This window comes from Dryocola sp. LX212 (assembly GCA_041504365.1).
Lineage (GTDB): Bacteria > Pseudomonadota > Gammaproteobacteria > Enterobacterales > Enterobacteriaceae > Dryocola.
Genome location: CP167917.1, coordinates 228,032 through 252,149, shown reverse-complemented (window position 1 = coordinate 252,149; position 24,118 = coordinate 228,032). Strand labels below are relative to the sequence as shown.

General features: G+C 54.6%; 24 protein-coding genes and 1 pseudogene. 7 read left to right on the top strand and 18 right to left on the bottom strand.

Annotated elements, in window-relative coordinates:
• Window positions 1–11 precede the first annotated feature (11 nt).
• Both ACA108_01200 and zntA read left to right on the top strand, forming a co-directional pair.
• A complete protein-coding gene (locus ACA108_01200; protein XEX96192.1) occupies window positions 12–638 on the top strand; it encodes a lysoplasmalogenase in 627 nt (208 codons plus the stop codon).
• A gap of 83 nt (window positions 639–721) precedes the next feature.
• Window positions 722–2,923, top strand: coding sequence for a Zn(II)/Cd(II)/Pb(II) translocating P-type ATPase ZntA (zntA, locus tag ACA108_01195; protein XEX96191.1), 2,202 nt, complete (start codon window positions 722–724; stop codon window positions 2,921–2,923).
• Window positions 2,924–3,123: 200 nt separating this feature from the next.
• Here the strand turns inward: zntA and ACA108_01190 are convergent, their stop codons facing one another.
• From ACA108_01190 to tusA, 4 genes are all read right to left on the bottom strand, one after another.
• Window positions 3,124–4,410 carry a TRAP transporter large permease gene (locus tag ACA108_01190; protein XEX96190.1) on the bottom strand — a complete coding sequence of 429 codons (1,287 nt, stop codon included), beginning with the start codon at window positions 4,408–4,410 and terminating at the stop codon, window positions 3,124–3,126.
• Window positions 4,411–4,427: 17 nt separating this feature from the next.
• Window positions 4,428–4,937 (bottom strand): TRAP transporter small permease, encoded by a 510-nt coding sequence (locus ACA108_01185; GenBank protein XEX96189.1) that lies wholly within the window; start codon window positions 4,935–4,937, stop codon window positions 4,428–4,430.
• Window positions 4,938–4,967: 30 nt separating this feature from the next.
• Window positions 4,968–5,951 (bottom strand): TRAP transporter substrate-binding protein, encoded by a 984-nt coding sequence (locus ACA108_01180; GenBank protein ID XEX96188.1) that lies wholly within the window; start codon window positions 5,949–5,951, stop codon window positions 4,968–4,970.
• 194 nt (window positions 5,952–6,145) lie between these two features.
• Window positions 6,146–6,391, bottom strand: coding sequence for a sulfurtransferase TusA (gene tusA, locus ACA108_01175; protein XEX96187.1), 246 nt, complete (start codon window positions 6,389–6,391; stop codon window positions 6,146–6,148).
• Between the two features lie 188 nt (window positions 6,392–6,579).
• On the opposite strand from tusA, the gene ACA108_01170 reads away from it, so the two are divergent.
• The 3 genes from ACA108_01170 to ACA108_01160 all read left to right on the top strand — a co-directional run bounded on the left by ACA108_01170 (window position 6,580) and on the right by ACA108_01160 (window position 9,077).
• The gene (locus ACA108_01170) at window positions 6,580–7,245 is read left to right on the top strand and encodes a 7-cyano-7-deazaguanine/7-aminomethyl-7-deazaguanine transporter (GenBank protein XEX96186.1); all 666 of its coding nucleotides are present in this window, start codon (window positions 6,580–6,582) and stop codon (window positions 7,243–7,245) included.
• Window positions 7,246–7,318: 73 nt separating this feature from the next.
• The gene (locus tag ACA108_01165) at window positions 7,319–7,876 is read left to right on the top strand and encodes a DcrB family lipoprotein (GenBank protein ID XEX96185.1); all 558 of its coding nucleotides are present in this window, start codon (window positions 7,319–7,321) and stop codon (window positions 7,874–7,876) included.
• Between the two features lie 142 nt (window positions 7,877–8,018).
• Entirely contained in the window at window positions 8,019–9,077 is a 1,059-nt protein-coding gene (locus ACA108_01160; protein XEX96184.1) for an AI-2E family transporter, read from the top strand.
• Between the two features lie 18 nt (window positions 9,078–9,095).
• Here ACA108_01160 and ACA108_01155 read toward each other — a convergent pair.
• The 9 genes and pseudogenes from ACA108_01155 to ACA108_01115 all read right to left on the bottom strand — a co-directional run bounded on the left by ACA108_01155 (window position 9,096) and on the right by ACA108_01115 (window position 17,604).
• A pseudogene (locus ACA108_01155) lies at window positions 9,096–9,209 on the bottom strand (phenolic acid decarboxylase).
• Window positions 9,210–9,241: 32 nt separating this feature from the next.
• Window positions 9,242–10,522 carry an MFS transporter gene (locus ACA108_01150; protein ID XEX96183.1) on the bottom strand — a complete coding sequence of 427 codons (1,281 nt, stop codon included), beginning with the start codon at window positions 10,520–10,522 and terminating at the stop codon, window positions 9,242–9,244.
• A complete protein-coding gene (locus ACA108_01145; GenBank protein ID XEX96182.1) occupies window positions 10,509–12,929 on the bottom strand; it encodes a lantibiotic dehydratase in 2,421 nt (806 codons plus the stop codon). The genes ACA108_01150 and ACA108_01145 overlap by 14 nt, the downstream gene beginning before the upstream one ends.
• Window positions 12,926–13,711: a hypothetical protein gene (locus ACA108_01140; GenBank protein ID XEX96181.1), complete on the bottom strand. Its 786-nt coding sequence runs from the start codon at window positions 13,709–13,711 to the stop codon at window positions 12,926–12,928. Before ACA108_01140 ends, ACA108_01145 begins: the two co-directional genes overlap by 4 nt.
• On the bottom strand, window positions 13,698–14,612 hold the full coding sequence (locus tag ACA108_01135) for a DUF692 family multinuclear iron-containing protein (GenBank protein XEX96180.1): 915 nt from the start codon (window positions 14,610–14,612) through the stop codon (window positions 13,698–13,700). The genes ACA108_01140 and ACA108_01135 overlap by 14 nt, the downstream gene beginning before the upstream one ends.
• A gap of 54 nt (window positions 14,613–14,666) precedes the next feature.
• The gene (locus tag ACA108_01130) at window positions 14,667–14,798 is read right to left on the bottom strand and encodes a TglA family RiPP precursor (GenBank protein ID XEX96179.1); all 132 of its coding nucleotides are present in this window, start codon (window positions 14,796–14,798) and stop codon (window positions 14,667–14,669) included.
• Window positions 14,799–14,812: 14 nt separating this feature from the next.
• Window positions 14,813–15,925 carry a M50 family metallopeptidase gene (locus ACA108_01125; protein XEX96178.1) on the bottom strand — a complete coding sequence of 371 codons (1,113 nt, stop codon included), beginning with the start codon at window positions 15,923–15,925 and terminating at the stop codon, window positions 14,813–14,815.
• Window positions 15,894–16,835 carry a class I SAM-dependent methyltransferase gene (locus ACA108_01120; protein XEX96177.1) on the bottom strand — a complete coding sequence of 314 codons (942 nt, stop codon included), beginning with the start codon at window positions 16,833–16,835 and terminating at the stop codon, window positions 15,894–15,896. The genes ACA108_01125 and ACA108_01120 overlap by 32 nt, the downstream gene beginning before the upstream one ends.
• Window positions 16,836–16,845: 10 nt before the next feature.
• Window positions 16,846–17,604 (bottom strand): methyltransferase domain-containing protein, encoded by a 759-nt coding sequence (locus tag ACA108_01115; GenBank protein XEX96176.1) that lies wholly within the window; start codon window positions 17,602–17,604, stop codon window positions 16,846–16,848.
• Window positions 17,605–17,995: 391 nt separating this feature from the next.
• Between ACA108_01115 and ACA108_01110 the strand changes: the two genes are divergently transcribed.
• Together ACA108_01110 and ACA108_01105 are read left to right on the top strand one after the other, a co-directional pair.
• Window positions 17,996–18,172 (top strand): hypothetical protein, encoded by a 177-nt coding sequence (locus ACA108_01110; protein ID XEX96175.1) that lies wholly within the window; start codon window positions 17,996–17,998, stop codon window positions 18,170–18,172.
• A 40-nt stretch (window positions 18,173–18,212) separates the two neighbouring features.
• Window positions 18,213–19,616, top strand: coding sequence for a M24 family metallopeptidase (locus ACA108_01105; protein ID XEX96174.1), 1,404 nt, complete (start codon window positions 18,213–18,215; stop codon window positions 19,614–19,616).
• On the opposite strand, the gene ACA108_01100 is transcribed toward ACA108_01105, so the two are convergent.
• From ACA108_01100 to ACA108_01080, 5 genes are read right to left on the bottom strand one after another with little or no spacing between them, the layout of a single operon-like run.
• Window positions 19,617–20,408 (bottom strand): helix-turn-helix transcriptional regulator, encoded by a 792-nt coding sequence (locus ACA108_01100; protein XEX96173.1) that lies wholly within the window; start codon window positions 20,406–20,408, stop codon window positions 19,617–19,619.
• Window positions 20,371–21,336 (bottom strand): DMT family transporter, encoded by a 966-nt coding sequence (locus ACA108_01095; GenBank protein ID XEX96172.1) that lies wholly within the window; start codon window positions 21,334–21,336, stop codon window positions 20,371–20,373. Before ACA108_01095 ends, ACA108_01100 begins: the two co-directional genes overlap by 38 nt.
• A 7-nt stretch (window positions 21,337–21,343) precedes the next feature.
• Window positions 21,344–22,603, bottom strand: a complete 1,260-nt coding sequence (locus ACA108_01090) for an ATP-grasp domain-containing protein (protein ID XEX96171.1) — start codon at window positions 22,601–22,603, stop codon at window positions 21,344–21,346.
• Entirely contained in the window at window positions 22,603–23,346 is a 744-nt protein-coding gene (locus ACA108_01085) for a class I SAM-dependent methyltransferase (protein XEX96170.1), read from the bottom strand. The genes ACA108_01090 and ACA108_01085 overlap by 1 nt, the downstream gene beginning before the upstream one ends.
• A gap of 7 nt (window positions 23,347–23,353) precedes the next feature.
• Window positions 23,354–24,115, bottom strand: coding sequence for a hypothetical protein (locus ACA108_01080; protein XEX96169.1), 762 nt, complete (start codon window positions 24,113–24,115; stop codon window positions 23,354–23,356).
• Between the last annotated feature and the right edge of the window lie 3 nt (window positions 24,116–24,118).

Genomic DNA, 24,118 nt, shown 5'->3' with positions numbered 1-24,118 from the left:
AGGGACACGCCATGCTTTGGTCATTTATCGCTGTATTCTTTTCGGGATGGCTTTACGTCGACGCCTCCTACCGCGGCCCTGGCTGGCAGCGCTGGGTTTTTAAGCCGGTTACGCTGCTGCTTTTACTGCTGCTGGCCTGGCAGGCGCCGATGTTCGAAGCCACCGGCTACTTAATTCTCGCGGGCCTGCTGGCAACGCTTGTGGGCGATGCCCTGACCCTGCTGCCCACCCAGCGCATGCTGTACGCGATCGGCGCATTTTTCCTGTCACACCTGCTCTATACCCTCTATTTCGCCAGCCAGATGACCTTCTCGTTCTTCTGGCCATTGCCGCTGGCCCTGCTGATCGTCGGCGCGCTGCTGGTGGCGCTGATCTGGACGCGGCTCGAAACTTTCCGCTGGCCAATCATGACCTTTATCGGCATGATGCTGGTGATGGTGTGGCTCGCCGGTGAGCTTTACTTCTTCCGTCCGACCAGCGCCAGCTTCTCAGGGTTTGTGGGCGCGGCTCTGCTGTTGCTGGGAAATATCGTCTGGCTGGGCAGCCATTACCGCCGCCGCTTTGCTGCGGACAGCGCCATCGCTGCCGCCTGCTACTTTGCCGGTCACTTTATGATCGTGCGGGCGTTATATATTTAATTCGCGCAAACCCTCTTGACTCTGGAGTAAGCTCCAGAGTGTAACATCGGTAATGAGAACTTTATCATTACCCAGGAGGGTGCATGTTCAACTCTAAAAATCCCCCGCAGTTTGCGAAGGCAAAGCTTAGCCCGCTGCCTGTTGAGGCACCCTCTTGCTGCTCTGACGAGCAGTGTGTCGCCGGGCCGGAAACCGCCACGCTTCCCGATAGCGGCGAGCGATACAGCTGGCTGGTGGCCGGAATGGACTGCGCGGCCTGCGCCAGAAAAGTTGAAAATGCCGTGAAGCAGATTCCTGACGTTCAGCGCGTTCAGGTACTGTTTGCCACGGAAAAGCTGCTGGTCAGCGCCCCGCGCGACGTTCGTTCGGAGGTAGAAAAAGCAGTCAAGGCCGCCGGATATACTCTGCGCAACAGCGATGCGCCCAAAACTGAGCCTCCCTCCGGCTGGCGTGAAAACCTCCCGCTCCTCTCTCTGATTGCCATGATGGCGATCAGCTGGGGTCTTGAGCAGTTTAACCACCCATTTGGCAATCTGGCCTTTATCGCCACCACGCTGGTCGGCCTGTGCCCCATCGCGCGCCAGGCCGTGCGCCTGATCCGCAGCGGCAACTGGTTTGCCATTGAAACGCTGATGAGCGTTGCCGCCATCGGCGCGCTGTTTATTGGTGCCACGGCCGAAGCCGCGATGGTGCTGCTGCTGTTCCTGATTGGCGAACGGCTTGAATCCTACGCCGCCAGCCGCGCTCGCCGTGGCGTCAGCGCATTAATGGCGCTCAAACCCGAGGTAGCAACGCGCATCCGTAACGGCGAGCGGGAAACCGTCGCGCTAAGCGAGCTGCGTCCAGGCGATATCATTGAGGTCTCTGCCGGTAGCCGTCTGCCTGCGGATGGCCGCCTGCTTGGCCAGGCCGCCAGCTTCGATGAAAGCGCGTTGACCGGCGAATCCGTTCCCGTGGAGCGCGAGCAAAACGAGAAGGTCCCGGCGGGCAGCACCAGCGTTGACCGGCTTGTACAGCTCGAAGTAATTTCCGGGCCGGGCGACAGCGCCATCGACCGCATCCTGCGCCTGATTGAGGAAGCCGACGAGCGCCGCGCGCCGATAGAGCGTTTTATCGATCGTTTCAGCCGTATTTATACGCCGATTATTATGGCAATAGCCCTGCTGGCGGCAGTCGTTCCGCCGCTGCTGTTCGGCCAGAGCTGGAGCGAGTGGATCTATAAAGGGCTGGCGCTGCTGCTTATCGGCTGTCCGTGCGCGCTGGTTATCTCAACGCCTGCGGCAATCACCTCCGGGCTGGCCGCCGCTGCACGACGCGGGGCGCTGATTAAAGGCGGAGCGGCCCTGGAGCGTCTTGGCAAAATCCAGCATATTGCGTTCGATAAAACGGGTACGCTGACCGAAGGTAAACCGCAGGTCACCGCGATAGAAACCTCGGGTTCGCTTAGCGAAAACGAACTGCTGGCCCTTGCCGCTTCCGTAGAACAAGGCTCAACGCACCCTCTGGCGCAGGCAATTGTCCGCGAAGCGCAGAGCAGATCCTTAGATCTTCCGCCTACCCAGGCACATCGCGCTCTGACGGGGACTGGCGTGGAAGCGACCTTCAAGGGTGAAACGGTACTGCTAAGCACGCCGGGCAAACTCCCCGCCGGTTTGCTGACTGAAAGCTGCCAGCAGCGCATTACCCGGCTGGAAGCGGAAGGCCAGACGGTCATCGCAGCGATCCGCCAGGACGAGCTATTGGGCGTTATCGCCATGCGAGATACCTTGCGCAGCGATGCCCGAGAAGCAGTAGAGGCATTGAATAAAATCGGCGTACAGGGTGTGATGCTGACCGGCGACAACCCTCGCGCCGCAGCCGCTATCGCAGGTGAGCTGGGCATGGACTACCGCGCCAGCCTGCTGCCCGCCGATAAAGTCAAAGCGGTAAATGAGCTGAACGCGCAAAGGCCGCTGGCAATGGTGGGAGACGGCATTAACGACGCCCCAGCCATGAAAGCGGCAACCATCGGGATCGCCATGGGCAGCGGCACGGACGTTGCTCTGGAAACCGCCGATGCGGCGCTGACGCATAACCGCCTGACCGAGCTTGCGGGCATGATCGGCTTAGCAAGAGCCACCCATAACAACATCCGCCAGAACATCACCATCGCGCTGGGCCTGAAAGCCATTTTTCTGGTTACCACGCTCTTGGGCCTGACCGGCCTGTGGCTGGCGGTACTGGCAGATTCAGGCGCAACGGCACTGGTCACGGCTAACGCGCTGAGGCTGCTGCGGAAAAAATAATAGCTGGATGACGCTGAACCTTCCGGCCCCAACTTGACGGTTTTTTTGTCGGATGACGCTTCGCTTATCAGACCTACGACTACGACAAAGGAGTTAACCTGGTTTTGTAGGGCGAATAAGCGCCAGCGCCATCCGACCTACGACAGAGAGAGTTAACCTGGTTTTGTAGGGCGGATAAGCGCCAGCGTCATCCGCCGGATTTAGTTCATCCCCAACGCATGCGGCAGCCAAAGCGACACCCACGGGATGTAGGTCACCATCGCCAGCACCACCAGCAGCATGGCGTAGAACGGCAGCATGGCCTTCACCACCACTTCGATTTTCTGCTTGCTGACCGCGCTTGCCACAAACAGCACCGAACCCACCGGCGGGGTGATTAGCCCGATTCCCAGGTTCACCATCATGATCATCCCGAAATGCACCGGGTCGATGCCCAGCGCGTTGGTCACCGGCAGCAGCACCGGCGTTAAGATCAGGATGATCGGCGCCATATCCATCAGCGTGCCGATCAGCAGCAGCATGACGTTAAGGTACATGAGGATCACGTACTTGTTGTCGGACAGCGACGTGAAGAACTCAGTGATGCGCGCGGGCAGCTGCATGTAGGTCATCACCGCGCCGAAGGCCGCCGCAAAACCAATCAAAATCATGACGATCGAGACGGTTTTCACCGTGCGGAACATCAGCTTCGGCAGCTCGTTCCATTTGTAGTCACGGTAGATAAACATGGTGACGAAGAACGCCCAGACGCAGGCCACCGCCGCCGATTCCGTGGCGGTGAACACGCCGGTCAGAATGCCGCCGAGGATAATCACCACGGTCATCAGGCCCCACAGCGCATCAAAGAAGATTTTTAAAGCCTGTTTGTACGGAATGCGATCGCCCTTCGGATAGCCGCGCTTGTGGGCAAAACCCAGGCACATCACCATCAGGCTGGCCCCCAACAGCAGTCCGGGCAATATCCCGGCAATAAACAGCGTGGCGATGGAGACCGTGCCCCCTGCCGCCAGCGAATAAATCACCGAGTTGTGGCTGGGCGGGATAAGTATCGCCTGTACCGATCCGCTCGCCGTTACCGCCGCCGCGTATTCCCGCGGATAGCCCTTTTTCTCCATTTCCGGGATCATCACGCTGCCGATGGAGGCGGTATCCGCCACCGACGACCCTGAAATCGCCCCGAAGAAGGTCGACGCCACGATATTCACCAGCGACAGGCCGCCACGAATAAACCCGACAAAGATGTAGGCGAAGTTCACCAGACGTCTGGCAATGCCCCCTTCCGCCATAATCGCCCCCGCCAGAATAAAGAACGGGATGGCCAGCAGCGTGAATTTGTTCACCCCGCTGGTTATCTGGATCATGATCGCCTCGAGCGGTAAATCAATCCACAGCGCGCCGACCATGGCGCTGAGGCCCACGGCAAAGGCGACGGGCATCCCCACCGCCAGCAGCACGGCGAGGGTGGCTAATAATATAAATGCATCCATTTTGGATCCCCTGGCCGTTAACCGTGATTACCCAGCAGCACTACCGGTCGGTTCTCCTGGGAACCAAACAGCAGCCGCTCGATAACGAACAACATCAGCAACACCGCGCCAACAGGCAGCGGCAGATAGGTCTGCCCTGAAGTCAGGATGGGGAACTCGGCCACCGGCTGCTCCCACAGATCCGCACACAGGAAATAGCTGTAATAAAGCATCACGCCTGAAATCAGCAGCATCAGCAGGTCAACCACCCGTGCGCAGAACGTCTGCGCCGCCGCTGGAAGCCGGTCGGTCAGCATGTTTACCGCAATATGCGAACCTGCGCGGTAGCTCACCGCCGCGCCGATAAACGTAAAGGTCACCATGCAGATAATCGCCACCGGCTCCGGCCAGGACTCCCCACGGTTGAGCACATAGCGCGAGAAAATCCCAATCGGAATAATGATGGTCATGACAAGCAAGGAGAAACCGGCGACGACCATCGCCGCCAGGTAGACTTTATCCATCCAGTTTGAGTAGCTTTGGGACATACGTCCTCCACGAAAGCGTTAGCGTCAGAATTACTGGACGTCAGCAATGGCTTTCATCAGTTCCTGATGCTTGTCGCCGTACTGTTTGCGGACCGGCTCGGTCGCCTTCACGAACCAGGCCTTGTCGATTTCGTGGAACTGCACGCCGCCAGCCTTCATTTTATCCAGGGCCTGTTTGTTGTAGGCATTCCACAGCTCGCGCTGTTCCATCTGCGCTTCGCGGGCAAGCTTGAGGATTTTCTGCTGGTCGTCGGCGCTCAGCTTGTCCCACTTCACCTTCGAATAGAGCAGCATTTCTGGGGTGATGAAGTGGCCGCTTAAGGTGTAGTTTTTCGCCACCGGCATGTAGTTGTGGGCAATGAACGTTGGCGGGTTGTTTTCCGCGCCGTCGATAACACCGGTCTGCATACCGCTGTAAACCTCGCTAACGCCCATCGCCACGGAGTTAGCCCCCATGTCTTTCAGCGTTGCCAGCGCAACCGGGCTGCCCTGCACGCGGATTTTCATCCCCTTCAGATCTTCCGGCTTCACGACCGGTTTTTTGGTTATCAGGTTACGCGTGCCGGAGTCCATCCAGCCGAGGAACACCAGGCGGGACTTCGGGTTAGCGGTGAGCTTGTCGCCAATTTGCTTGCCGAGATCGCCGTCGATGACTTTATGCATATGGTCTTCATCGCGAAAGACGTACGGCAGGGTAAAGACCTCAACGTCGGGCAAAATAGCGGCAACCGGAGCCATAGAGACGCGAATCATGTCAATTGCGCCCATCTGCGCCTGCTCAATCATCTGCTTTTCATCGCCCAGCACGCCGCTTGGGAAGACTTTAATCTCCAGCTCGCCGTTGGTCTCTTTTTTAAGCTTTTCGCCCATGTGCTGAACGGCAACTACGTTCGGGTACCCTTCAGGGTGGACGTCGGCGGCTTTGATCACTTGCGCGTAACCGGCCTGCGCAAAGAGCAGCGTCGCGGTGGACAGGCACAGGCCGGCAAAAGCAGGCAGTAAAGTCTTCTTCATCGTGTCGCTCCAGCAGATATAGGTAAGGGAGGTAAGAATTAAAACAATGTTTTAGTTTGACGAATAAAAACTAGACCACGGGGGAAAAAGCGGAGGTGAAGCACTTCACAAAAGCGACAATATCTGAAACAAGAGTTCAGGAATGATGCAAAGAAGGTTCAAAACCCTGCGCTGGCGCACAGGGCCGACAGAGATTACTGGCCTTTGCGCAGCAGATAGCGATAAGGCAATGATTCGACGTGCTGCGCGAGCAGTTCGTGCTCCATAAAGCGGCAGAAACCGGGAATATCGCGCGTGGTGGCCGGGTCGTCGGCGATAACCAGCAGCGTTTCACCCGTCTGCATATTGCGCACGGTTTTGCGCACCATCATTACCGGCTCGGGGCAGCGCAGGCCGAGGGCGTCCAGCGTGTGGTCGGGGTTGGCAAACAGATCGGTCATGGTCGGTCTCACATTTTAAAAACCGCGCTAGTTTACGCCTGGTAAATTCCTGCGCAAGAGACGTTAACGATTGCGCTAAAATTAACCGTTGCAAAGCGGGGCTAACGCAGTATCATGCCCGCCGTCCAGCTTGCTGGCAGACATTGTTTACTGGGTTCCCTCACCCCATTCACTAAAAAGGCTAAAAAATGACGCAGTTCACTTCGACTCAGCGCGTAAAGGCGCTGTTCTGGCTATCGCTATTCCATTTGCTGGTGATCACCTCCAGCAACTACCTGGTGCAGCTTCCCGTTTCGGTGTTTGGTTTCCATACGACCTGGGGCGCGTTCAGCTTCCCGTTCATCTTCCTGGCAACCGACCTGACGGTGCGAATTTTTGGCGCGCCCTTAGCACGCCGTATCATCTTCGCGGTGATGATGCCCGCGCTGATTATCTCCTACGGCATTTCCGCCCTGTTCTATATGGGCAGCTGGCAAGGGTTTGAAGCGCTGACGCACTTTAACCTGTTCGTCGCCCGCATCGCCGCCGCGAGTTTTATGGCCTACGCGCTGGGCCAGATCCTCGACGTCCACGTGTTTAACCGCCTGCGTCAGAGCCGCCGCTGGTGGCTTGCGCCAACGGCCTCTACGCTGTTTGGCAACGTCAGCGACACGCTCTCCTTCTTCTTTATCGCCTTCTGGCGCAGCCCGGACGCGTTTATGGCCCAGCACTGGGTGGAGATCGCCATCGTTGATTACTGCTTCAAGGTATTAATCAGTTTAGTGTTCTTCCTGCCGATGTACGGCGTACTGCTGAATATGCTGATGAAACGCCTGGCGGATAAATCTGAAATGTCGTCGTTACAGCCGGGTTGACCGTGACTGAATTATCTTATGCTAAGATGCTGAGATCGGCCTCAATGGCTAGTTAACATTAAAGGAAGATGTCATGCGTAACCTGGTAAAATATGTCGGTATCGGCCTGCTGGTGCTGGGTCTTGCTGCCTGCGACAACAACGACACCAAAACCCCGACCGAAGGCGCTGCGGCGGAGAGTAACGCCAGCGGCCAGCCGGTAACCCTGCTGGACGGCAAGCTGAGCTTTGCGCTGCCTGCGGATATGACCGACCAGAGCGGAAAATTAGGCACACAGACTAACAATATGCATGTCTATTCGGACGCCACGGGCCAGAAAGCCGTGATTGTGATCGTGGGCGATAACAGCCCGGATGACCTGGCTGCGCTGACAAAACGTCTGGAAGATCAGCAGCGCGCGCGCGACCCGCAGCTGCAGGTCGTCACCAACAAATCCGTCGAGGTTAAAGGCCATACGCTGCAGCAGCTCGACACCGTTATCTCTGCGAAAGGGCAGACTGCCTACTCTTCAGTCATTCTGAGCAAAGTAGACAACAAGCTGCTGACCATGCAGATCACCCTTCCGGCTGACGATCAGCAGAAAGCGCAGTCCGCCGCTGAGAACATCATCAATACCATCACCATCAAATAAGGTTTTGCGGGTGTAGCACGGCCTCCGGTTACCATCGGGGGCCGTTTTTTTTGCCTGAAATCAGGACTTTCAGACACCCCCTCTGCGTAGGATACAAACGAACCGCTACACTATGAAGATCGATCACAGAAAGGAATCCTCCATGCGCACCCTGCCCACCCCGGAAGCAGATAAAGTCGGGCTACACATCCTGTTAAAACTCTCTGCTCTGGTGATTATTCTCGCGGGCATTCACGCGGCGGCAGATATCATCGTCCAGCTGCTTCTGGCGCTGTTTTTTGCCATCGTGCTCAACCCGCTGGTGACCTGGTTTATTCGCCGTGGGGTGAACCGCCCGCTGGCGATTTCCATCGTCGTGTTCGTGATGCTTGTCGTGCTCACCATGCTGATCGGCGTGCTGGCCGCGTCGATGAGCGACTTCATGGAGCTGCTGCCGAAGTACAACAAGGTGCTGACGCAAAAGGTACTGGAGATTGAGAGGATGGTGCCTTTCATGCATCTGCGCCTGTCGCCCGAACGCATGCTGCAGCGCATGGATTCTGAGAAAGTGATGGCCTTCGCCACCACGATGATGACGGGCTTTTCCGGCGCGATGGCGAGCATCCTGCTGCTGGTGATGACCGTCGTGTTCATGCTTTTCGAAGTACGCCACGTCCCTTACAAGCTGCGCTTCGCGCTCTCCAATCCGCAAATTCATATCGCCGGCCTGCACCGCGCGCTGAAAGGCGTAACGCATTATCTGGCGCTGAAAACCTTAATCAGCCTGTGGACGGGTGCGATCATCTGGGCGGGGCTTGCGCTGCTCGACGTGCAGTTCGCGCTGATGTGGGGCGTGCTGGGCTTCCTGCTTAATTACATCCCGAATATCGGTTCGGTGATTTCCGCCATACCGCCGATGTTTCAGGCCTTCCTTTTCAACGGCACCTACGAAATGATCATGGTCGGCGTGCTGTTCCTCGTCGTGCATATGGTGCTGGGGAATATCGTGGAGCCGCGCATGATGGGCCGCGGCCTCGGGATGTCCACCTTCGTGGTGTTTCTCTCGCTGCTGTTCTGGGGCTGGCTGCTCGGCCCGGTGGGCATGCTGCTCTCCGTGCCGCTGACCAGCGTCTGTAAAATCCTGATGGAAACAACGAAAGGCGGGGCCAAGCTGGCGATTCTGCTCGGCCCTGGGCGGCCAAAGAGCCGCTTACCGGGTTAATCCCCTCGTCCCTCAGGGTTACAGGCCCTGGGGGAATATTTTCGGCAGCTCGCTTGCCGGGCAGGCAATCACGCTTTCATTGTTTTCGCCGCAGTCTCGCACGAAGGTAATCGCCGCGAGTTCGTCAATGACCCGTTGGTAAAAAGACCTTATTCCCGGCAAAACTAACGTGTCAGCAGTTGCTCTCTACGCCACGGTTTAAAAGTGAGCCACAGCAACAGGCCAGGCAATTGCAACACAATCAGCAACCCAAGCGACCACTGGTAAGCTACTGCGGGATAACTGTCATTAATGCTCTGCCAGTGGCCAATGACTCCGCCAACAATCCATTGCACTATAAACGCCAGCACAAACACGACAAGGTTAAAGGAAGAACTGACTCGCCCGGCAAGTTCCGGGGAGACGGACTGTGCCACAATGGCGTAATTCATGGTGGTAGACGTGCCAAAAAAGCTGAACCCTACGGCGATAAGCCATGGAGGAACCGGCATACCACTTATCATCAGAGCCTGGAAAAAAACGAAAATACATACGCCAGTGCCGCAAATCATAATCGGCTGCACACCAAATTTTCGCAGAGAGTCCGTCAACCAGCCAAAGCTCAAAGAGCCAGCCACCATAGCGACCGTCCCGTACATCAACACGGTTGCCATCTGCACCTCGTTCAGCCCGGCCACGTCGCGCAGCCAGGGACCCATCCATAACGCCAGAATCGCCATATAGGTTGCGTGAGCGAAAACCGAGTAGAGCGCCAGACGCCAGAAGGTCCACGAACGATACAAACTGACCACCGCCAACGACATATCGTGAAGCCGGGTGTTTTTCGGTGTGTAATCACGACGTACGGTGCAGTGGATAACCAGGCTGACAGCCAGCGTCAAAGCCGCCAGCAATAAAAAAACCTCCCGCCAGCTCATCCAGTGCATCAGGATTTGAATCGGCGCGGTAGAGGCCATCGCCCCCAAACCACCGACGGATAACAAACAGGCGGTGCTCAGAGGAAGACGTTCTACAGGCAACCAGATTGAGCAAGCTTTAATCGCACTCATTAGCGATCCGGCAACCCCAAGGCCAATCAAACCCCGCCCGATAATCAATCCTATTTCAGAATGCGAAAGCGCAAAAATCACCGACCCAGCGGCTGCTATCAACAGCATCGGGCTTTGCACTGAACGTGGGCCATAGCGGTCAAGCATCACGCCCAGCGGAATTTGTGCGGCAGCGAATGTCAGGAAATATGCGCCCGTCAGTAATCCCATACTTTGTGCTGGCAGATGCAGCGAAGAAGCCAGATCGCTATAAATAACCGCATTGACGGTCCTGAAAAGGTAAGAGATGAAATGCCCCATGCCAAACGGAATAAAAATGGTCAAAAACAACATCGCAAAACTTTGCTTTGCCTGCTGTACAGCTTCCTCTACTGCTAGTGGATCATTTTGCATCATCGGCCGCCTTGCGTTCTGGTAAAGAAAATGTCGTTCTGATTTCGCAACATACCCGCCCACGGGCATCGTTTAGCCACAGCTGATCGGGTGCCGGAAGCATTTCCGACACCTGTATGCGCTGCGCTTTTTTGAGTACGGTTGTCAAAGCATCGATAGCCAGGGGGTTATCGAAATCAATAAACAGAGGTTTTGGTTCGCTATCGCACTTGATAAATACCCAACGAGGCAGGCTATGGCTTTGTTGCCAACAGCGCCAACCGACAAAGGCATGGAAATCATCAGCTTCCGGGGAAGGCCACTGAGATTGCGCGAAAACCCAGGTTTGCCGCTTATAGATAGTCTGGTTGAAGCGTATTCTGCGTTTTTCGTGGCGTGGCACAACGTCATGAGCCAGTTCAAATACCAGACGATGCAATGCGCTGCCGTAAACGCATAGCAAATCTTCATCGAAGGCATTTTGGCTATCAACTACCCACAAGCGCCCTTCCCGTACAGTAACCTTCGCTCGTCCTATCGGATAACGGCGCTCATGCGCAACACAGCCGCCACCGCCAGGTAATATCAATTGGCTGTAGCGTTCAACCAAAGGCCAGTCAATATGCGAACGCTGATAGCTTTGGGGTGAATCAGCGAGGATTAAACGGGAGCGGCCCATCAACAAACTGACATGCTGCGCAATTTCGGCATTAAACGGGCTGAACGGTGCGGCAACCGGCTGGCTAAGAGTATGAACGGCGGGATGTGTTTCCCCGAGAACCAATGTGAACTCCCCACGGTTCAAGGCGTGATTGTCAGTGGCCGCCAGCATAATATCGGGCGAATGGAAGCTATCACCAAAGACAGAAAACTCACCGGCCAGGGGACAAAGCAAATAAAGGCGTTCCACTACGCCATGCAGAACCGCTTCATCAAGCACCACTTCCTTACCCTGCGCTGATGCCAGCACAGGCTGCCAGGCAGTTTCCAGCATGGTGAGGAGCTTTTTCTGAATAGCGTGCTGAGTTACAGCCTGCTGCGCATTCAGGTGGTGTAGCAAAGCCAGCAAACTCACCCCCGCAGGATGATTAGCTGCTTGCCGCTGATACACAGCCAGCCAGGCTTCATGTAGTAAGGCTCCACTGGCGCGGGTAAGCCAGGTATAAATAGCCATCAAACCTGAGAAATCACGCTCCAGATGCCGTTGCAGGTCACGACTGAACGTCACTACACTCTCACTGGCGCAGTCTTCGTAGATGGGATAGCGCCCAACGTACATCTTGCCGCTCTCACGCTGCAAAGAAACGCCCGCATCGCTAAACAATTGGTTTAAAGCATCAAGCGAGGATTGCCGCTGCGTAAGATCGCCACCAGCATACTGATCCCTTAAACGCTGTGCCTGCTGGAAGACCGCCTGCCAGTGGCAAATAAAATGTGCGGGTAAAGACGCCTCATCCATTTGCTGAAGTAGTTGTTCAAGCGGCTCTGCTGCTCCTGGGGCTATTTCAAAACCCTGGTCAAGCACGCGAGACGCCACAAGGCTTTCCACCAGCCCAGCCGGGGGGGTGCTTAATTGCGCAGTGGTAATACCGGGGGTAGCGATGATTTCGGTCAGTAGTTCAAGTACCTGACCTGTCAGTTGCCGCGATTTCTCCAGAGGGTAATAGAGAATGTCCTGCTGCAAATGACAGCCCGCATTCAGCCGTAGAGGCAGCAGTGAGAGTTGAGGGCAGCATTGATTAATCTTTTCTACCAGCCGCTGAATCAACCAGCTCTCAAAAAAAGTACGCCTTTGTTTGAGTCCATTACCGGGCTGCCAGTCCACAACCACGCGGGTAGATTGCTGCTCGCTGAACGCCCCCCATCCAATTGGACCAAAAAAGCTGCAGGTATCATTTTTGGTACATAGACGTTGCGCATAGCTCCAGCCCAAACGAATTTTCTGTTTTTTGCGGCTGTCATTGGCGCAATGACGTTCGGCAATTAATGCGGTCATTCGTTGGGCTGCATCTGGATTGGAGATAAAAATTGCCTCTGCCACCTGCGGGGAAGAGAGAAAATCGATCAACTTCTGGCGGGTCTGCTCGCATCCTTCCGTGAAGCGCTGACGCAGGTCGGCTTCCTGCTCTCCCAGCAACTGGTTGAGATGATCCCATTGTTGCAAATCAATTTCCAGAGGCGCTCGTAGCGCAAGCGGCAAGTCACTCACCGCCAGGGGTTGTTTAGCCTGAAGCTTGCGTAAAAACTTTTTGCATTGATCCTCGCCACAGTCCAAAGCCTGTTTCTCCAGACGCGTCGACAGCTCTTCACGCCGTACAAGTAAGCCAGTGAAATCACGGAGTGGAGCGATCAACGCCACGGGCGTCAGATGCAGAATGTGGTCTATGGAAAATCCAGTGGAGCGTAGCCAAAAATAGTCAGCACACTTCATCTTGCCTCCCCGCTAACCAGTGCGTTACAGGCCAACAGACGAGCCAAATGCAATTCGTCCTGGTGTTCCGGCTGAACATTTGCCAGTGAAGGGGCGTTAAACAGTGCCGCACAGCGGTCCGGAACGCGCAGATATTTATGCCGGCTGCTGTAATCGGGTAGCACAACCAGCAGATTTTCCTCCCCGATAGCGGGTTCGTGAAGCCCGAGGCTTTTTTTATCGCGCAGCCAGTTGGTGAGCTGATAGCGGCTACGATAAAGCCGCGCCATGCCGGACTGCTGATACTCAGCTCGCCCAGCCGTCACCAGGCCAGGACGATTTTGCAAGGAGAGGTAAAGCGTTACGGTCGTTTTTTCCAGCCATATTAAATCGACCAGAGCTGCGGACAAGCCGAGAAGGTGCTGTTTTTCAATAAGCCAGTCCAATGCTTCAGAGCCATACTGATACACGCGCGGACCATAATCGTGCCAATGATGCTGACGCAAAAAGCGGTGTGATAGCTCTGCCATCTCGAAGCCACTATTTAGCAATGCGCGCAGCGTCAGAGGTGCTCCAGTTTCCAGCGCGTTGATAAATGAGTTCACCAGCCTAAACTGATAGTTTTCAATGAACCATTTCGCACGATCACGGCTATCGGCATAAGCTGCGATAACATCCTGTTCCGCCGGACTTAAACTCGTATCGTTTGCCCCCGACCAGGTCGGGTCAAAGACGCGCTGCTGGAGCATTTCATCACGCAGGATTTTTCGCCAGGTGTGCCAGACAAGTTTAGCATCCATCATTGACCACCTTCGTCTGTACCGTCGCTCGCCGCCAGATCTCCTGCGCGCGTTTGACATCTTTCACGATCATCGACTCATCGCCCTGATCCATTACGCGGGTCAGGGTGTGATGCGCCTGACCCTGGTATTCCAGAATAATTGCCGAAGGCGTCGTCCGTTGCAGCAGCGTTTCGTAAAGCTCCCATACCGGCTCCGGGACCGCGGCATCGTGCCAATCATGATATAGCCCCTCAGCCCAACTGCCACCGGCCAGATGCACAGCGATCACCCGCTCAAGCGGGATGGTGTCCAGGTAATCACGCAGATCGAAATGGGGCAAATTTATGGAGTTAGCATAGATGTTATGTAAATCGAGATGCAAAAACGTGCCTGACCTTGAGACAAGCTGGGCCAGAAATTCCGCTTCGCGCATTTCGCTACCGGGACAGGAGAGATAATAGGCCGCATTTTCATGTGCCAGCGGTATCCCATAACGTTGCTGAAGCTCTGCCGCACGGTCGGCACAACGCAGCATCTCCCGATGAGAAAATTGCAATGGGCTGCTCCAGATATCTAACCAGGAGTCGTCACCATAGAAACAGTGATTTGCCACCCATGGGCTATTTATCATTTTTGCCAGCGGAACGTGGCGCTGGACCGCAGCAGTAGACTCCAGTGGATTAAAACCAAAATCGCAGCCGTAGTTTGAATGGGCCAGCAGGGTAAAACGCTCACCCAACTTTTCAAGCGTCGCCCGCACTTCAGGGCGTAAGATGTGTGGCCCATCCAGCGGCGCCATAATGTTATCGAGCAGGACTTCCAGCACATCCACCTGCAAAGATTCAAACGGGAACCAGTCAAGGATCTCAGGGTTATATTGGATCCCAACCCCCACGGGCGCGGGTTTCGCCATCAAGGTCATCACAGTCTCTTTTATTAGTCATTAAAAAGCCCCCTGGACCGGGGGCTGGGATTATCAGGCGAAGACTTTGCTTTCAATGACTTCAATATCATCAAGGTCAAACTCTTCAAATAGCATCTCTGGTGACAGCAGGGAGGCTTCTTCCTTCGTTTCTTCCATCACTTCTTTTTTCAATTCTGGTTCCACAGTCATTTCCTCATTCACAAGACACGAATAATCAGGGCCACGATACCGCACCAGGCCAGTAGCCACCCGGCAGCGGTCAAGAGCGTTACCCCCCAGTAAAGATTGGCGTTGTCATCGACATCGGCTTTGCCTGCCAGACGTTTGCGACAATAAAGCAGTGCCCGCTGCCGCAGCCGCGGTTGGTTGTAAAACTCAGTGATGGCCAGATAGGTATCGCCATTGAAGCAAGGTAAAAGTGTCGGAATAAGAGAAAGGAAAGAGGCAACAATCATCACCACGCCCAGATCATGGAACACCACGCTGGAAGGGGTCATCGCCCAAACGACAATCCCGGCGGCTGCATAATAAAAGCTGGCAAGCGGTCCCATTAGAATCGTATTAGCACGCTGTTCAGCACTCAGATCTGACCAGCGTCGTTGTTCCGGGCGAACCCATCCGGTAGCAAGCAATAGATAGACACCAATACCAAAGTCCGTGACGCGCACACGATAATGTCGACAACTCAGCGCATGCCCAAGCTCATGAATCGCGATAGAACTGAGCACCACCGGGTAGTGCCATGCCAGCCACGACCAGCCCGAGGTATAGGTATGCAGCATGTCACGATAAAAAAGGGTCCAGTGGCTGAGTAAAAATACAAAGCAGCTGATGGTACACATCAACATTAACCCGACGATTAACGGACTGCACAGCCAGGTAAATCTGGGATACAGCCAGTCCAGCAGCGGCTGAGGGTCCATTTTGATGAGATTCACCAGCAGGAAACGTTTAAGGGGACCATAGGTGATGCCCGTCGCGGGATCGCGATGTAACCCCCCCTGCTCGCCATCACGGGCAAGTAAACCAAGGCGTAACATCTTCTCACCAAACGCGAGAATCCGCCGCTCGCTAAGATTGCCCCGCAAAGTGACACGAACCTGATGCTGAATGTCTTCGACATTACGCGCACCATCAAACAGTCTGACCAGCAAAAACTCGTTCTGCCCCAGTTCATAGGCAATATCATTCTTCGGATCGTAGACGCGGTATTTGGTTTCTCCCGCCGCCACAAATGACTCATGGGTTAACTCATTGCGGTAGCACAAACAGGGAGCTTCAGGCGTGCTGCACTCTACAGACTCGCTCATGGCGCCCCCTCATGTTGACAAATTGTGGTAGTAATTCGACTTGCAACCACTGCTGACCATTTTTTTGGGCCGCGCTGAGGGCCTTTTTATCTTTCACCCCCGCCCTTCCCAGCACAAATATTGCACCGGGTCGTGTTGGTCCGCACAATGGGGTGCTGGTTGTCATGACGGGCTGCCAGTCGTGCCGGAGCATCAACTGCTCTATGCTGTGCGCCGAAAGAAAGCGTCGATGGTTGTGGGTCAAATGACCTTGTTGTAAACCGTAACCCAGCGCGCGTCCTTCAATCAGCAACAGGCCGTTGCTGGCAGCAATCTGGCGACACCGGTTCATCACAGCATTCACATCGTAAACATGCTCAAGCGAACCGTTAATAATTATCAGCTCAGCCTGATTATCCGTCGGCATAGCTTCAGCGCCGATCGTCAGAATATCCAGCCCAATGCGGCGTCCATAATCGGCATAAACACCATCGGGGTCGTTACCCGCAACCTGCCAGCCACGCTTGGCGAAAGGGATCATCAGCCCCCCTGCCGAACAGCCTACGTCGAGAAGGCGTCCCGTTTCAGGTAACCAACTGGCAAGACTTTTAAATAAGGCATCACCACGCTTTATCTGATCAATAAAAAAAGCTTTGTCTGGCTCGCTGTCACCAAATAAGTTCAGCCGATAAAATTTATCGTAATAATGCTGATAAAAATCAGGGGAGAAACAACACTCCTGATAAATATGTCCACAGTCCTGACAACCGACCACAGACAAGTCAACCATGGCCCCTACTGGCCCTTCAACTGATTGCAGTAACGGTAGTTTTTTATCGCTATGACATATCTCACAATTAACCTTAATAGCTGAATAGTGACTATCCATATTAAGTAACGACAAATAATTCAAAATGCCCTGAGAATCCATACACCACCCATTACTTAATAGCGAAGAAGCCTTCAAAACAAATATGCTTAAACACAGACATAACGTCGACAAAGCCCGCCCGATTAAATAAATCAAGGTTACCCGCACTTGAAAAAGGTTCCATGACGCCTTTTAACGAACGTGACTTCGCAATAATTTCATGGGGCGCATAGCCCTGTTCAATTTTATAATCCACATACAGGTTACTGATAATGTCCTGAAATCGGGCATCTGGCCCGCGAACTTTCTCAAACAACACAAAAGCTCCACCCCAGTTTAACGATTCGTAAATCCGGTCGAACAACGCCTGCCGAATTCGTGGTGGAATAAACTGCACCGTGTAATAAGCAACGATAAAGTCACTTTTTTCAAATGGGTAATTAAGAATATTGTCCGTCACGAAGCTAACATTATTAATCGAGGGCATCTCAAGTAATTTTTCATTCGCCTGGAGGGTCATCGCTTCTTCAATATCGATACCGATAAATGAAGCTGCCTGCTTATGACGCTGGGCCATTTTACAGGTTAATGCTCCGGTTGAACTACCCAGTTCATATACAATAGAGTGCTTATTAACAAAGTAATCGCTTAAAGAAAGAATAATGTCATGCCCATCCTGATATTTTGGCACTGACTTTGAGACATGCGCGTCGAAATGCTTTGGTGTGTTACCACCAAAACTCCATGCCGCATTTAAAGAGTCAATACCATCACCCACATTCTCTTTGGCTGAAGATATATTCTCTACAGCCTCGCCAATATTCTGCATGATATCCCCACCTGAACATGAACATGAACATGAACATGAACGACATGTTAAAATTTAGTGAACTAGATATAACAAGAAAGACAAAAACTGACAATACGGGGATATAGATTAATTTCATTATTATTGTCACATTTCGCATAAGACACGCTGCAAGGCTTGTCGCGCAGGGTTTATTAAAATTATTTATAGCTGGAGGGCTGGCATTAATTATGTCGAGATATATTATATAGTTTATATTCTGATAATTAATCATCTAAAAGACAAAACAAATTACAACAATCTAAATCCCATTTTTTCCTTATCTTAGTTTCATATATTCAGCAAAAAACACAGTGATATAGCAGGTTATTACTTTAATGCAGCATTTGCAGCTACTGATGAGCATGACTCTATGCCCGAAGTGGTGCACAAGGGCGTTGCCGCCGGGATCTCCCTGCGGGCCGTTTCCCACATGTATTCGCCGGGAAAAAGCCAGTCGGGCGTGCTGCTGGGGCTGGGAGGCTTCACGGACGAGGAGATCTACGCCGCAGTTCGGACGCTGGGGCGGGTGTTGTTGGCTGCAATTTAGTAAGGTTGAAACCACAGACAGTTTATGGAGAAACCCTACCGTGCCACATTCAGCATTCAGCCTTGCAACCATAAAATCGCCTGCGATCTACTTTAATCTTCCCAGCACAACCTTGACCGGGCGGACGATTGAAGAGCGCCGCAGCAAAGTGCTTCAGCAGATGGCTCGCCAGCAGCTCGACACGCTTGTTGTGTATGCCGATAAAGAACACGGCGGCAACTTTGAATACCTGACGGGGTTTATCCCACGCTTCGAAGAGGCGCTGCTGATATTGCACGGCGACGGGCAGGCGGTTTTAGTGCTCGGCAATGAAAACCTTAAGCTGGCAGCGCACTCCCGCACGCCTGCAGAGGTGGTTCATGCTCCCTGGTTCTCACTGCCGAATCAGCCGATGGACACGGATTTAACGCTGAAAGAGGTATTACGCTGCGCAGGGCTTAAGGATCAAAAACGCGTGGGTATTGCAGGATGGAAACTTTTTACCGGTGCTTATGAAGATAATAAATCCTTTTTCGATATCCCCACCTTCGTGTTCCAGGCCATCCAGGCTGCCCTTCCTGCCGGAGCGACCTTACTGAACGCCACAGACGTCTTTATTTCGCCGCAGTTCGGCGCAAGAACGCGGAATAATGCCAATGAAATTGCCTATTATGAATACGGGGCGAATCTGGCTTCCAGCGCTGCGCTAACCGCGCTTGATGCCGTCGGGACGGGAAAAACGGAAAAAGAGATAGCGGCCCTGCTCGCCGCCGACGGACAGCTGAATAACGTGGTGACCATCGCCGCCACCGGGGAACGATTCGAATACGCCAACCTTTACCCATCTGATAAGCAGATCCAGCCCGGGGATAAGTTTTCGCTTACCGTGAGCTACAAGGGCGGGCTGACCAGCCGGGCGGCGTACGTGGTGAACGGTGCGGACGAGCTGAAGCCGGAAGTGCGGGACTATCTGGACGTCGTTGCCATCCCTTATTACCACGCGGTGGTGAGCTGGCTTGAGTTTATTAAAGTGGGCGTGAAGGGCCATGAGATTTATGACTTAATCGAGCGGGTGTTACCGCAGGCGGAGTACCACTGGCATCTGAATCCGGGCCATCTGGTGGCCGATGAAGAGTGGCTGTGTTCGCCGATTTCTCCGGCGTCCCAAATCCCGCTGGCCAGCGGCATGCTGCTGCAAATAGATATTATTCCGTCCCGCAAAGGCTACGCGGGAGCAAGCATCGAGGACACCATTGCCCTGGCCGATGAGGCTTTGCGGCTGGATATCGCCACGCTGTACCCGGCGCTGTGGCAGCGAATTACCGCTCGTCGGGCTTATCTCATAGACGTGCTGAATATTCACCTGCATGACGATGTTCTGCCGCTGTCGAACACGGTTGGCTATCTGCGCCCTTACCTGCTGGCCAAGGAAACCGCGCTGGTGCGGACGCAAACCCACGCTTAATCAGGCCTTCGCCAGGCGGAACATCTGCCCCGGCGTCACGCCGAACATATCCCGGAAGCTGTGCGTAAAGTGGGGCTGGTCGGAAAAGCCCAGCCCGGCGGCGATATCCGCCAGGGGCAGGCCGCGCAGAATAAGCTGCCTGGCGATTTTGAGCTTTTCCCCTTTCAGCCAGGCAAAGGGAGGCAGGCCAAAGTGGGCGTTGAAAACGCGGACAAGCTGCACCGAGGTCAGGCCGAATTCCGCAGAGAGGGCTTTCAGTGATGGAGGCTCGTACAGATCTTCGCGCAGGCGTAAGGCTATGCGCTCAGCCAGCAGCGCGTCCTTGTCGTGAACGCAAAATTTTGTGCGGCTCCCGGTGCGCTTAACCAGCGCGCAGAGCAGCGTTGAAAGCTTTTCGAGCATCTCATTTTCGCCGTGGTGGCCGATGAGGCAAAAAGCCCCGGTGCGGGCGATCAGCGCGGCGATATCCGGGGCGGCAAAAACGCTTTTTTTGAACTCTTCGTCGGCGGGCAGCCCCGTTAATTCCGCCATCATCTCCGGCTGAATATAGAAACTGTAATAAACCCAGTCGTACGGCGTCGGCGTGGCCGCCTGGACCTGGCCTGGGTTATAGACCGTTATCTCATCGATGCTCGCCTCGGAGCGCTTGCCGTCCAGCCAGATTTTTTCCCGGCCGGAGATGTTGGCCCCCAGATAAAACTCATCGTGAGAATGTTTGGGAAAAACGTGGTTAGTGCTGTCAGAGAGCGTTACCTCAACGCCCTCTATCTTCCGGTAGGCCGTGATACCCATTCTCGATAACCCGTTCTTTGTACTGAATGCGCCAGACTTCAGCCGCCAGCGAAAAGAAGCAGATTAACATTATCGCAACAAACGATGAAGCCGAAGGCGACAGGCGGGGATCAAAAAGTTGAAACGCGAAGGTAAAGACCGGACTCACAGAAATTAACACCATAATTTGTGACGGCGGTAACGCTTTTATGCCGTACTGCAGGCACCACAGCGGGATGATAACGCCCAGCAGCGCCAGGATCAGCACGCCCGGGAACATCTGCACCTCAAGGTGTTCGCCGCCGGGAAGCTGCATGCTCCAGGCGCAGGTCAGCAGCACGGTCAGGTAGAACCTGTGCGCCATAATGGCCTCCGGCGGACAGGCTTCTTCGCTAAGACGCTTGCTGAACACGTTAGAAAAGATGCTGAAAAACGCGCAGGCCACGCACAGCAGAATGCCGGTAATCACCTCTTCCGCCGTCAGGTTATAGACCAGATCGCCTTCCCGCAGGCTGATGAAGCTCAGCCACAGGGAGCTTGCGGCTATCCCCAGCAGCAACAGCAGGCGGTACTGCCGCCTGTCGGTGCTGAAAAACAGCGGGGAAATAAAGACCATTAATACGGGTGCCACCCCGGTGATAATTGCCGCGGCAACGGCCGGCTCCAGATATTTCAGACAGTAGAAGAAAGTTATCCACGACCCCGCCGTTGTGATATTCAGCAGAAAGACCACTTTTAAGTTACCCAGCGGGGCGGCGTAGCTTTGCTTCATCCTTAAATAGCAGTAGATCTGAAAGAAAATCAGGACGGTGCTGAAGATAATAAAAGTCACCTGCATTGGGTGAGCGGACTGGACTAAATAGCCTGAATAAACTTCCTTTCCCGCGTCGAGGAAGTTATAGCAAAACACCATAATCAAACCAAAAAGGGCACCCGTATTTTTATTCATAGCGGTCTCAGGCCAGTTCAAACAGGGAGCCCTGTTTTTCCATGTTGCGAATAGCCGCGTAGTCCGCTTCGATCTGCTTAAGCTCGGCGTGGCAAAGATAGATAATGCCCGGATTCGTAAAGAGATCCGTGGTGCAGAAGATCCGCTCCCCTTTCTCAGGCGTATGCATCACCCCGTAGAAAGAAGCCAGCTCGCCCAGCAAATCCTGGCAGCGGTTCTCTTTCACCGTTCCCTCACGCTCGGAGGCAAGCGTCACGCAGAAGAGTTCTTTATTCAGCTGATAAGGCGCGGCCAGCCGACCGGCAAAGCGATCCGGCTGCAGATACCGCTCGGCGGTCAGGGTAACGTGGCTGTAGCCAAGGGCGGCGATGACCGCGCTATGCATGATGGTGCCCTGCATACGGGCCGCCGTCTCAATCAGCACCGGGCCGGTGGCGGTCAACATCAGTTCGCTGTGGGAAGGGCCGTTTTCGATGCCCAGCAGCGTCAGGGCCTGGCGGGTGTAGTCGACCAGTTCGTCCTGGATCTCACCGTGGTAGGGCAGCAGCACCTCTTTTTCGCAGATCAGCGAGGCGTTTTTGACCTCTTTTTTATCGTCCGACCAGACTTCGCTTATCAGGTGCTCGCCGTTGATGCTCACGCCGTTAACGATAAACTGCCTGCCGATCAGCCTTTCCTGGAGCAGTACCTTGCGGTTGACCAGCCCCAGCCTGTTGGTTTTGCCGAAAATATTATGGAAGGCGTCCGCCAGCTCGTCATCGTTATGGCAAAAGCGCACACCGTCCGCCCCGGCGCTGTCCAGCGGCTTGACCACCACCGGCCAGCCGTTCACCTCTCTCACCCACTGCGAGGCCTCTGCCAGAGAGTCCGTGACCGTCTGACGAATGGCGCGCAGCCCGCCGGCACGCAGCGCCTCCTGCATAGAATATTTGTCGCGGCGAAGCGCGCTGGTCTGCCAGCTGTTGCCCGGCGTCCCCAGCTCGCTGGAGAGAAAATCCGCCAGCTCAACGCCGGTTTCAGTGCCGGGAATAATAAAGTCGGGCGCAAACTCTTTGAGCCTGTCAGCAAGCTCCCTTTTCGCCGCAATATCGTCGTTTCTGAGGATTAAAATCTTCTTAAAGGAGAGGGGGCGATAGGTGGCTAAATAATCGAGCGGGATCGATTCGCTCGACTGCACGTGAATACAGTTCCAGCCCTCTTTCACAAAAAGGGGAGCCAGTTCGGCACCGGTAGAATAGGCATCCACAATACAAATTGTTTTCGTCATTATGACAGTCCTTTTTGCGCGATAAGAATGAGATTGTTGTCTTCATGTTTTGGACGACGGTCGAAGCTGCCGTAGATTTCCACCGTTTTGAACCGCGCCTTCAGCAGCGCGCTGCGCAGCACTTCCTTTTCATACAGGCGGGTGACGCAGGACCAGTTCATATCGTCCTTTTCGTAATCGACGGTCAGCAGCTGCTTATCCCAGTCCATAAAGAGGTATTCCGTTACGCCCTGATTAATGCGGATCAGACAGCCGGAGTTATCAATGCGGTTTCTGGCGCGGTCCATGTCCGCCAGCTCCATAATCAGCACGCCGCCGGGGCGCAGCGCCTTGTACCACTCGGACAGCACGGCCAGATCTTCTTCCTCCGTGTTGTAGTACCCGAAGCTGGTGTAGATGTTCAGCAGCAGGTCGTACTGGCCCGGCGGCAGCGCCCCCATGTCGGTGCGGACGTAGTCGGGGCCGGGGGAGATTTGGCGGGCAATTTCCAGCTGCTCGGCGGATAAATCAATGCCGAGGGTTTTATAGCCGCAGTTCGCAAGGGCGTGGCTCATCTTGCCGATGCCGCAGCAGATATCGACGGCGGTTGGGTAGAGCGACGGCGGGAACAGGTCGGCTATCTGCCTGGCGATATCACCGTATTCGTCGTAGCGCCCGAGGTGCTCAGACACTTTGGTAAAGAACACCGGAAAACCGGCCCGGTCGTTCATGCCGCCCGCATTTTCTCTGATAGAGGTCATCATTCTCGTCTCACAATGGTTGGGTCTGGGTGTCCTGCGGATAAATCGCTTCCATGGAGTCATGGGTCAGGCTGGCATCCGCAAGGTCAAGATCGTTGGCATAGGTGAAAACGATGACGGTGCGGCGTGACTCCTTGGTCAGCGGGGAGATGCGGTGCAGTGCATCCCTGGCCCGCAGCAGATAGCACTGCCCCTGGGCGACGTGGCGGCTATGGATGGTGTACTCCGTCAGCACGTTCCTGATCCAGTCGCGGGTATCGGTTTTTTTCCAGGGAATGTTAGGCACGAATTCGACGCGCGCGCCGGAGAAGACGTCCGGCTCATCAACCACCCACACCAGCGCGTAGGAGTAGTCATCCCAGTGCCAGCCGTGGGTATCGCCGCTGCGGTTCTGGGAATTAATAATGAACTCTTCCGGCTCGTAGGGCACCTTGTAGAGCGGCTCGCCGGTAATGCGGGAAAGCAAATTCAGGATGCTGGGGCTGTCAAAAAACGCCGAGATGTACTGGCCCTTCTCGCGGATCGCATTGCGGCCAACGCTGTCGTAGGCGCGCGGCGTGTTGCCGCTTTGGGCGATGATCACTTCTCTGCGTAAAGCTTCTTCCTGGAGGAGACGGCGGGCTTCGTCCTCCATCGCTAACCTGATCTCAAGCGGGACCAGGTCATCAATCACGACCATCAGATCGTCTTTATAATCGTTTTTAAGGTAGTTAATAAGCGATTCCGGAAACGCACGGATATGCTTTTCGATCGCCACTTCGATGCTGTCCACTGT

Bases quoted from the DNA above. Each gene is read 5' to 3' on its own strand.
- zntA (XEX96191.1), top strand. From the start codon at position 722: ATGTTCAACTCTAAAAATCCCCCGCAGTTTGCGAAGGCAAAGCTTAGC.
- ACA108_01165 (XEX96185.1), top strand. From the start codon at position 7,319: ATGCGTAACCTGGTAAAATATGTCGGTATCGGCCTGCTGGTGCTGGGT.
- ACA108_01160 (XEX96184.1), top strand. From the start codon at position 8,019: ATGCGCACCCTGCCCACCCCGGAAGCAGATAAAGTCGGGCTACACATC.
- ACA108_01115 (XEX96176.1), bottom strand. From the start codon at position 17,604: ATGCAGAATATTGGCGAGGCTGTAGAGAATATATCTTCAGCCAAAGAG.
- ACA108_01100 (XEX96173.1), bottom strand. From the start codon at position 20,408: ATGGGTATCACGGCCTACCGGAAGATAGAGGGCGTTGAGGTAACGCTC.
- ACA108_01135 (XEX96180.1), bottom strand. From the start codon at position 14,612: ATGACCTTGATGGCGAAACCCGCGCCCGTGGGGGTTGGGATCCAATAT.
- ACA108_01110 (XEX96175.1), top strand. From the start codon at position 17,996: ATGCCCGAAGTGGTGCACAAGGGCGTTGCCGCCGGGATCTCCCTGCGG.
- ACA108_01180 (XEX96188.1), bottom strand. From the start codon at position 5,951: ATGAAGAAGACTTTACTGCCTGCTTTTGCCGGCCTGTGCCTGTCCACC.
- ACA108_01085 (XEX96170.1), bottom strand. From the start codon at position 23,346: ATGATGACCTCTATCAGAGAAAATGCGGGCGGCATGAACGACCGGGCC.
- ACA108_01120 (XEX96177.1), bottom strand. From the start codon at position 16,835: ATGGATTCTCAGGGCATTTTGAATTATTTGTCGTTACTTAATATGGAT.
- ACA108_01190 (XEX96190.1), bottom strand. From the start codon at position 4,410: ATGGATGCATTTATATTATTAGCCACCCTCGCCGTGCTGCTGGCGGTG.
- ACA108_01140 (XEX96181.1), bottom strand. From the start codon at position 13,711: ATGATGGATGCTAAACTTGTCTGGCACACCTGGCGAAAAATCCTGCGT.
- ACA108_01185 (XEX96189.1), bottom strand. From the start codon at position 4,937: ATGTCCCAAAGCTACTCAAACTGGATGGATAAAGTCTACCTGGCGGCG.
- ACA108_01145 (XEX96182.1), bottom strand. From the start codon at position 12,929: ATGAAGTGTGCTGACTATTTTTGGCTACGCTCCACTGGATTTTCCATA.
- ACA108_01150 (XEX96183.1), bottom strand. From the start codon at position 10,522: ATGATGCAAAATGATCCACTAGCAGTAGAGGAAGCTGTACAGCAGGCA.
- ACA108_01200 (XEX96192.1), top strand. From the start codon at position 12: ATGCTTTGGTCATTTATCGCTGTATTCTTTTCGGGATGGCTTTACGTC.
- ACA108_01095 (XEX96172.1), bottom strand. From the start codon at position 21,336: ATGAATAAAAATACGGGTGCCCTTTTTGGTTTGATTATGGTGTTTTGC.
- ACA108_01170 (XEX96186.1), top strand. From the start codon at position 6,580: ATGACGCAGTTCACTTCGACTCAGCGCGTAAAGGCGCTGTTCTGGCTA.
- ACA108_01125 (XEX96178.1), bottom strand. From the start codon at position 15,925: ATGAGCGAGTCTGTAGAGTGCAGCACGCCTGAAGCTCCCTGTTTGTGC.
- tusA (XEX96187.1), bottom strand. From the start codon at position 6,391: ATGACCGATCTGTTTGCCAACCCCGACCACACGCTGGACGCCCTCGGC.
- ACA108_01090 (XEX96171.1), bottom strand. From the start codon at position 22,603: ATGACGAAAACAATTTGTATTGTGGATGCCTATTCTACCGGTGCCGAA.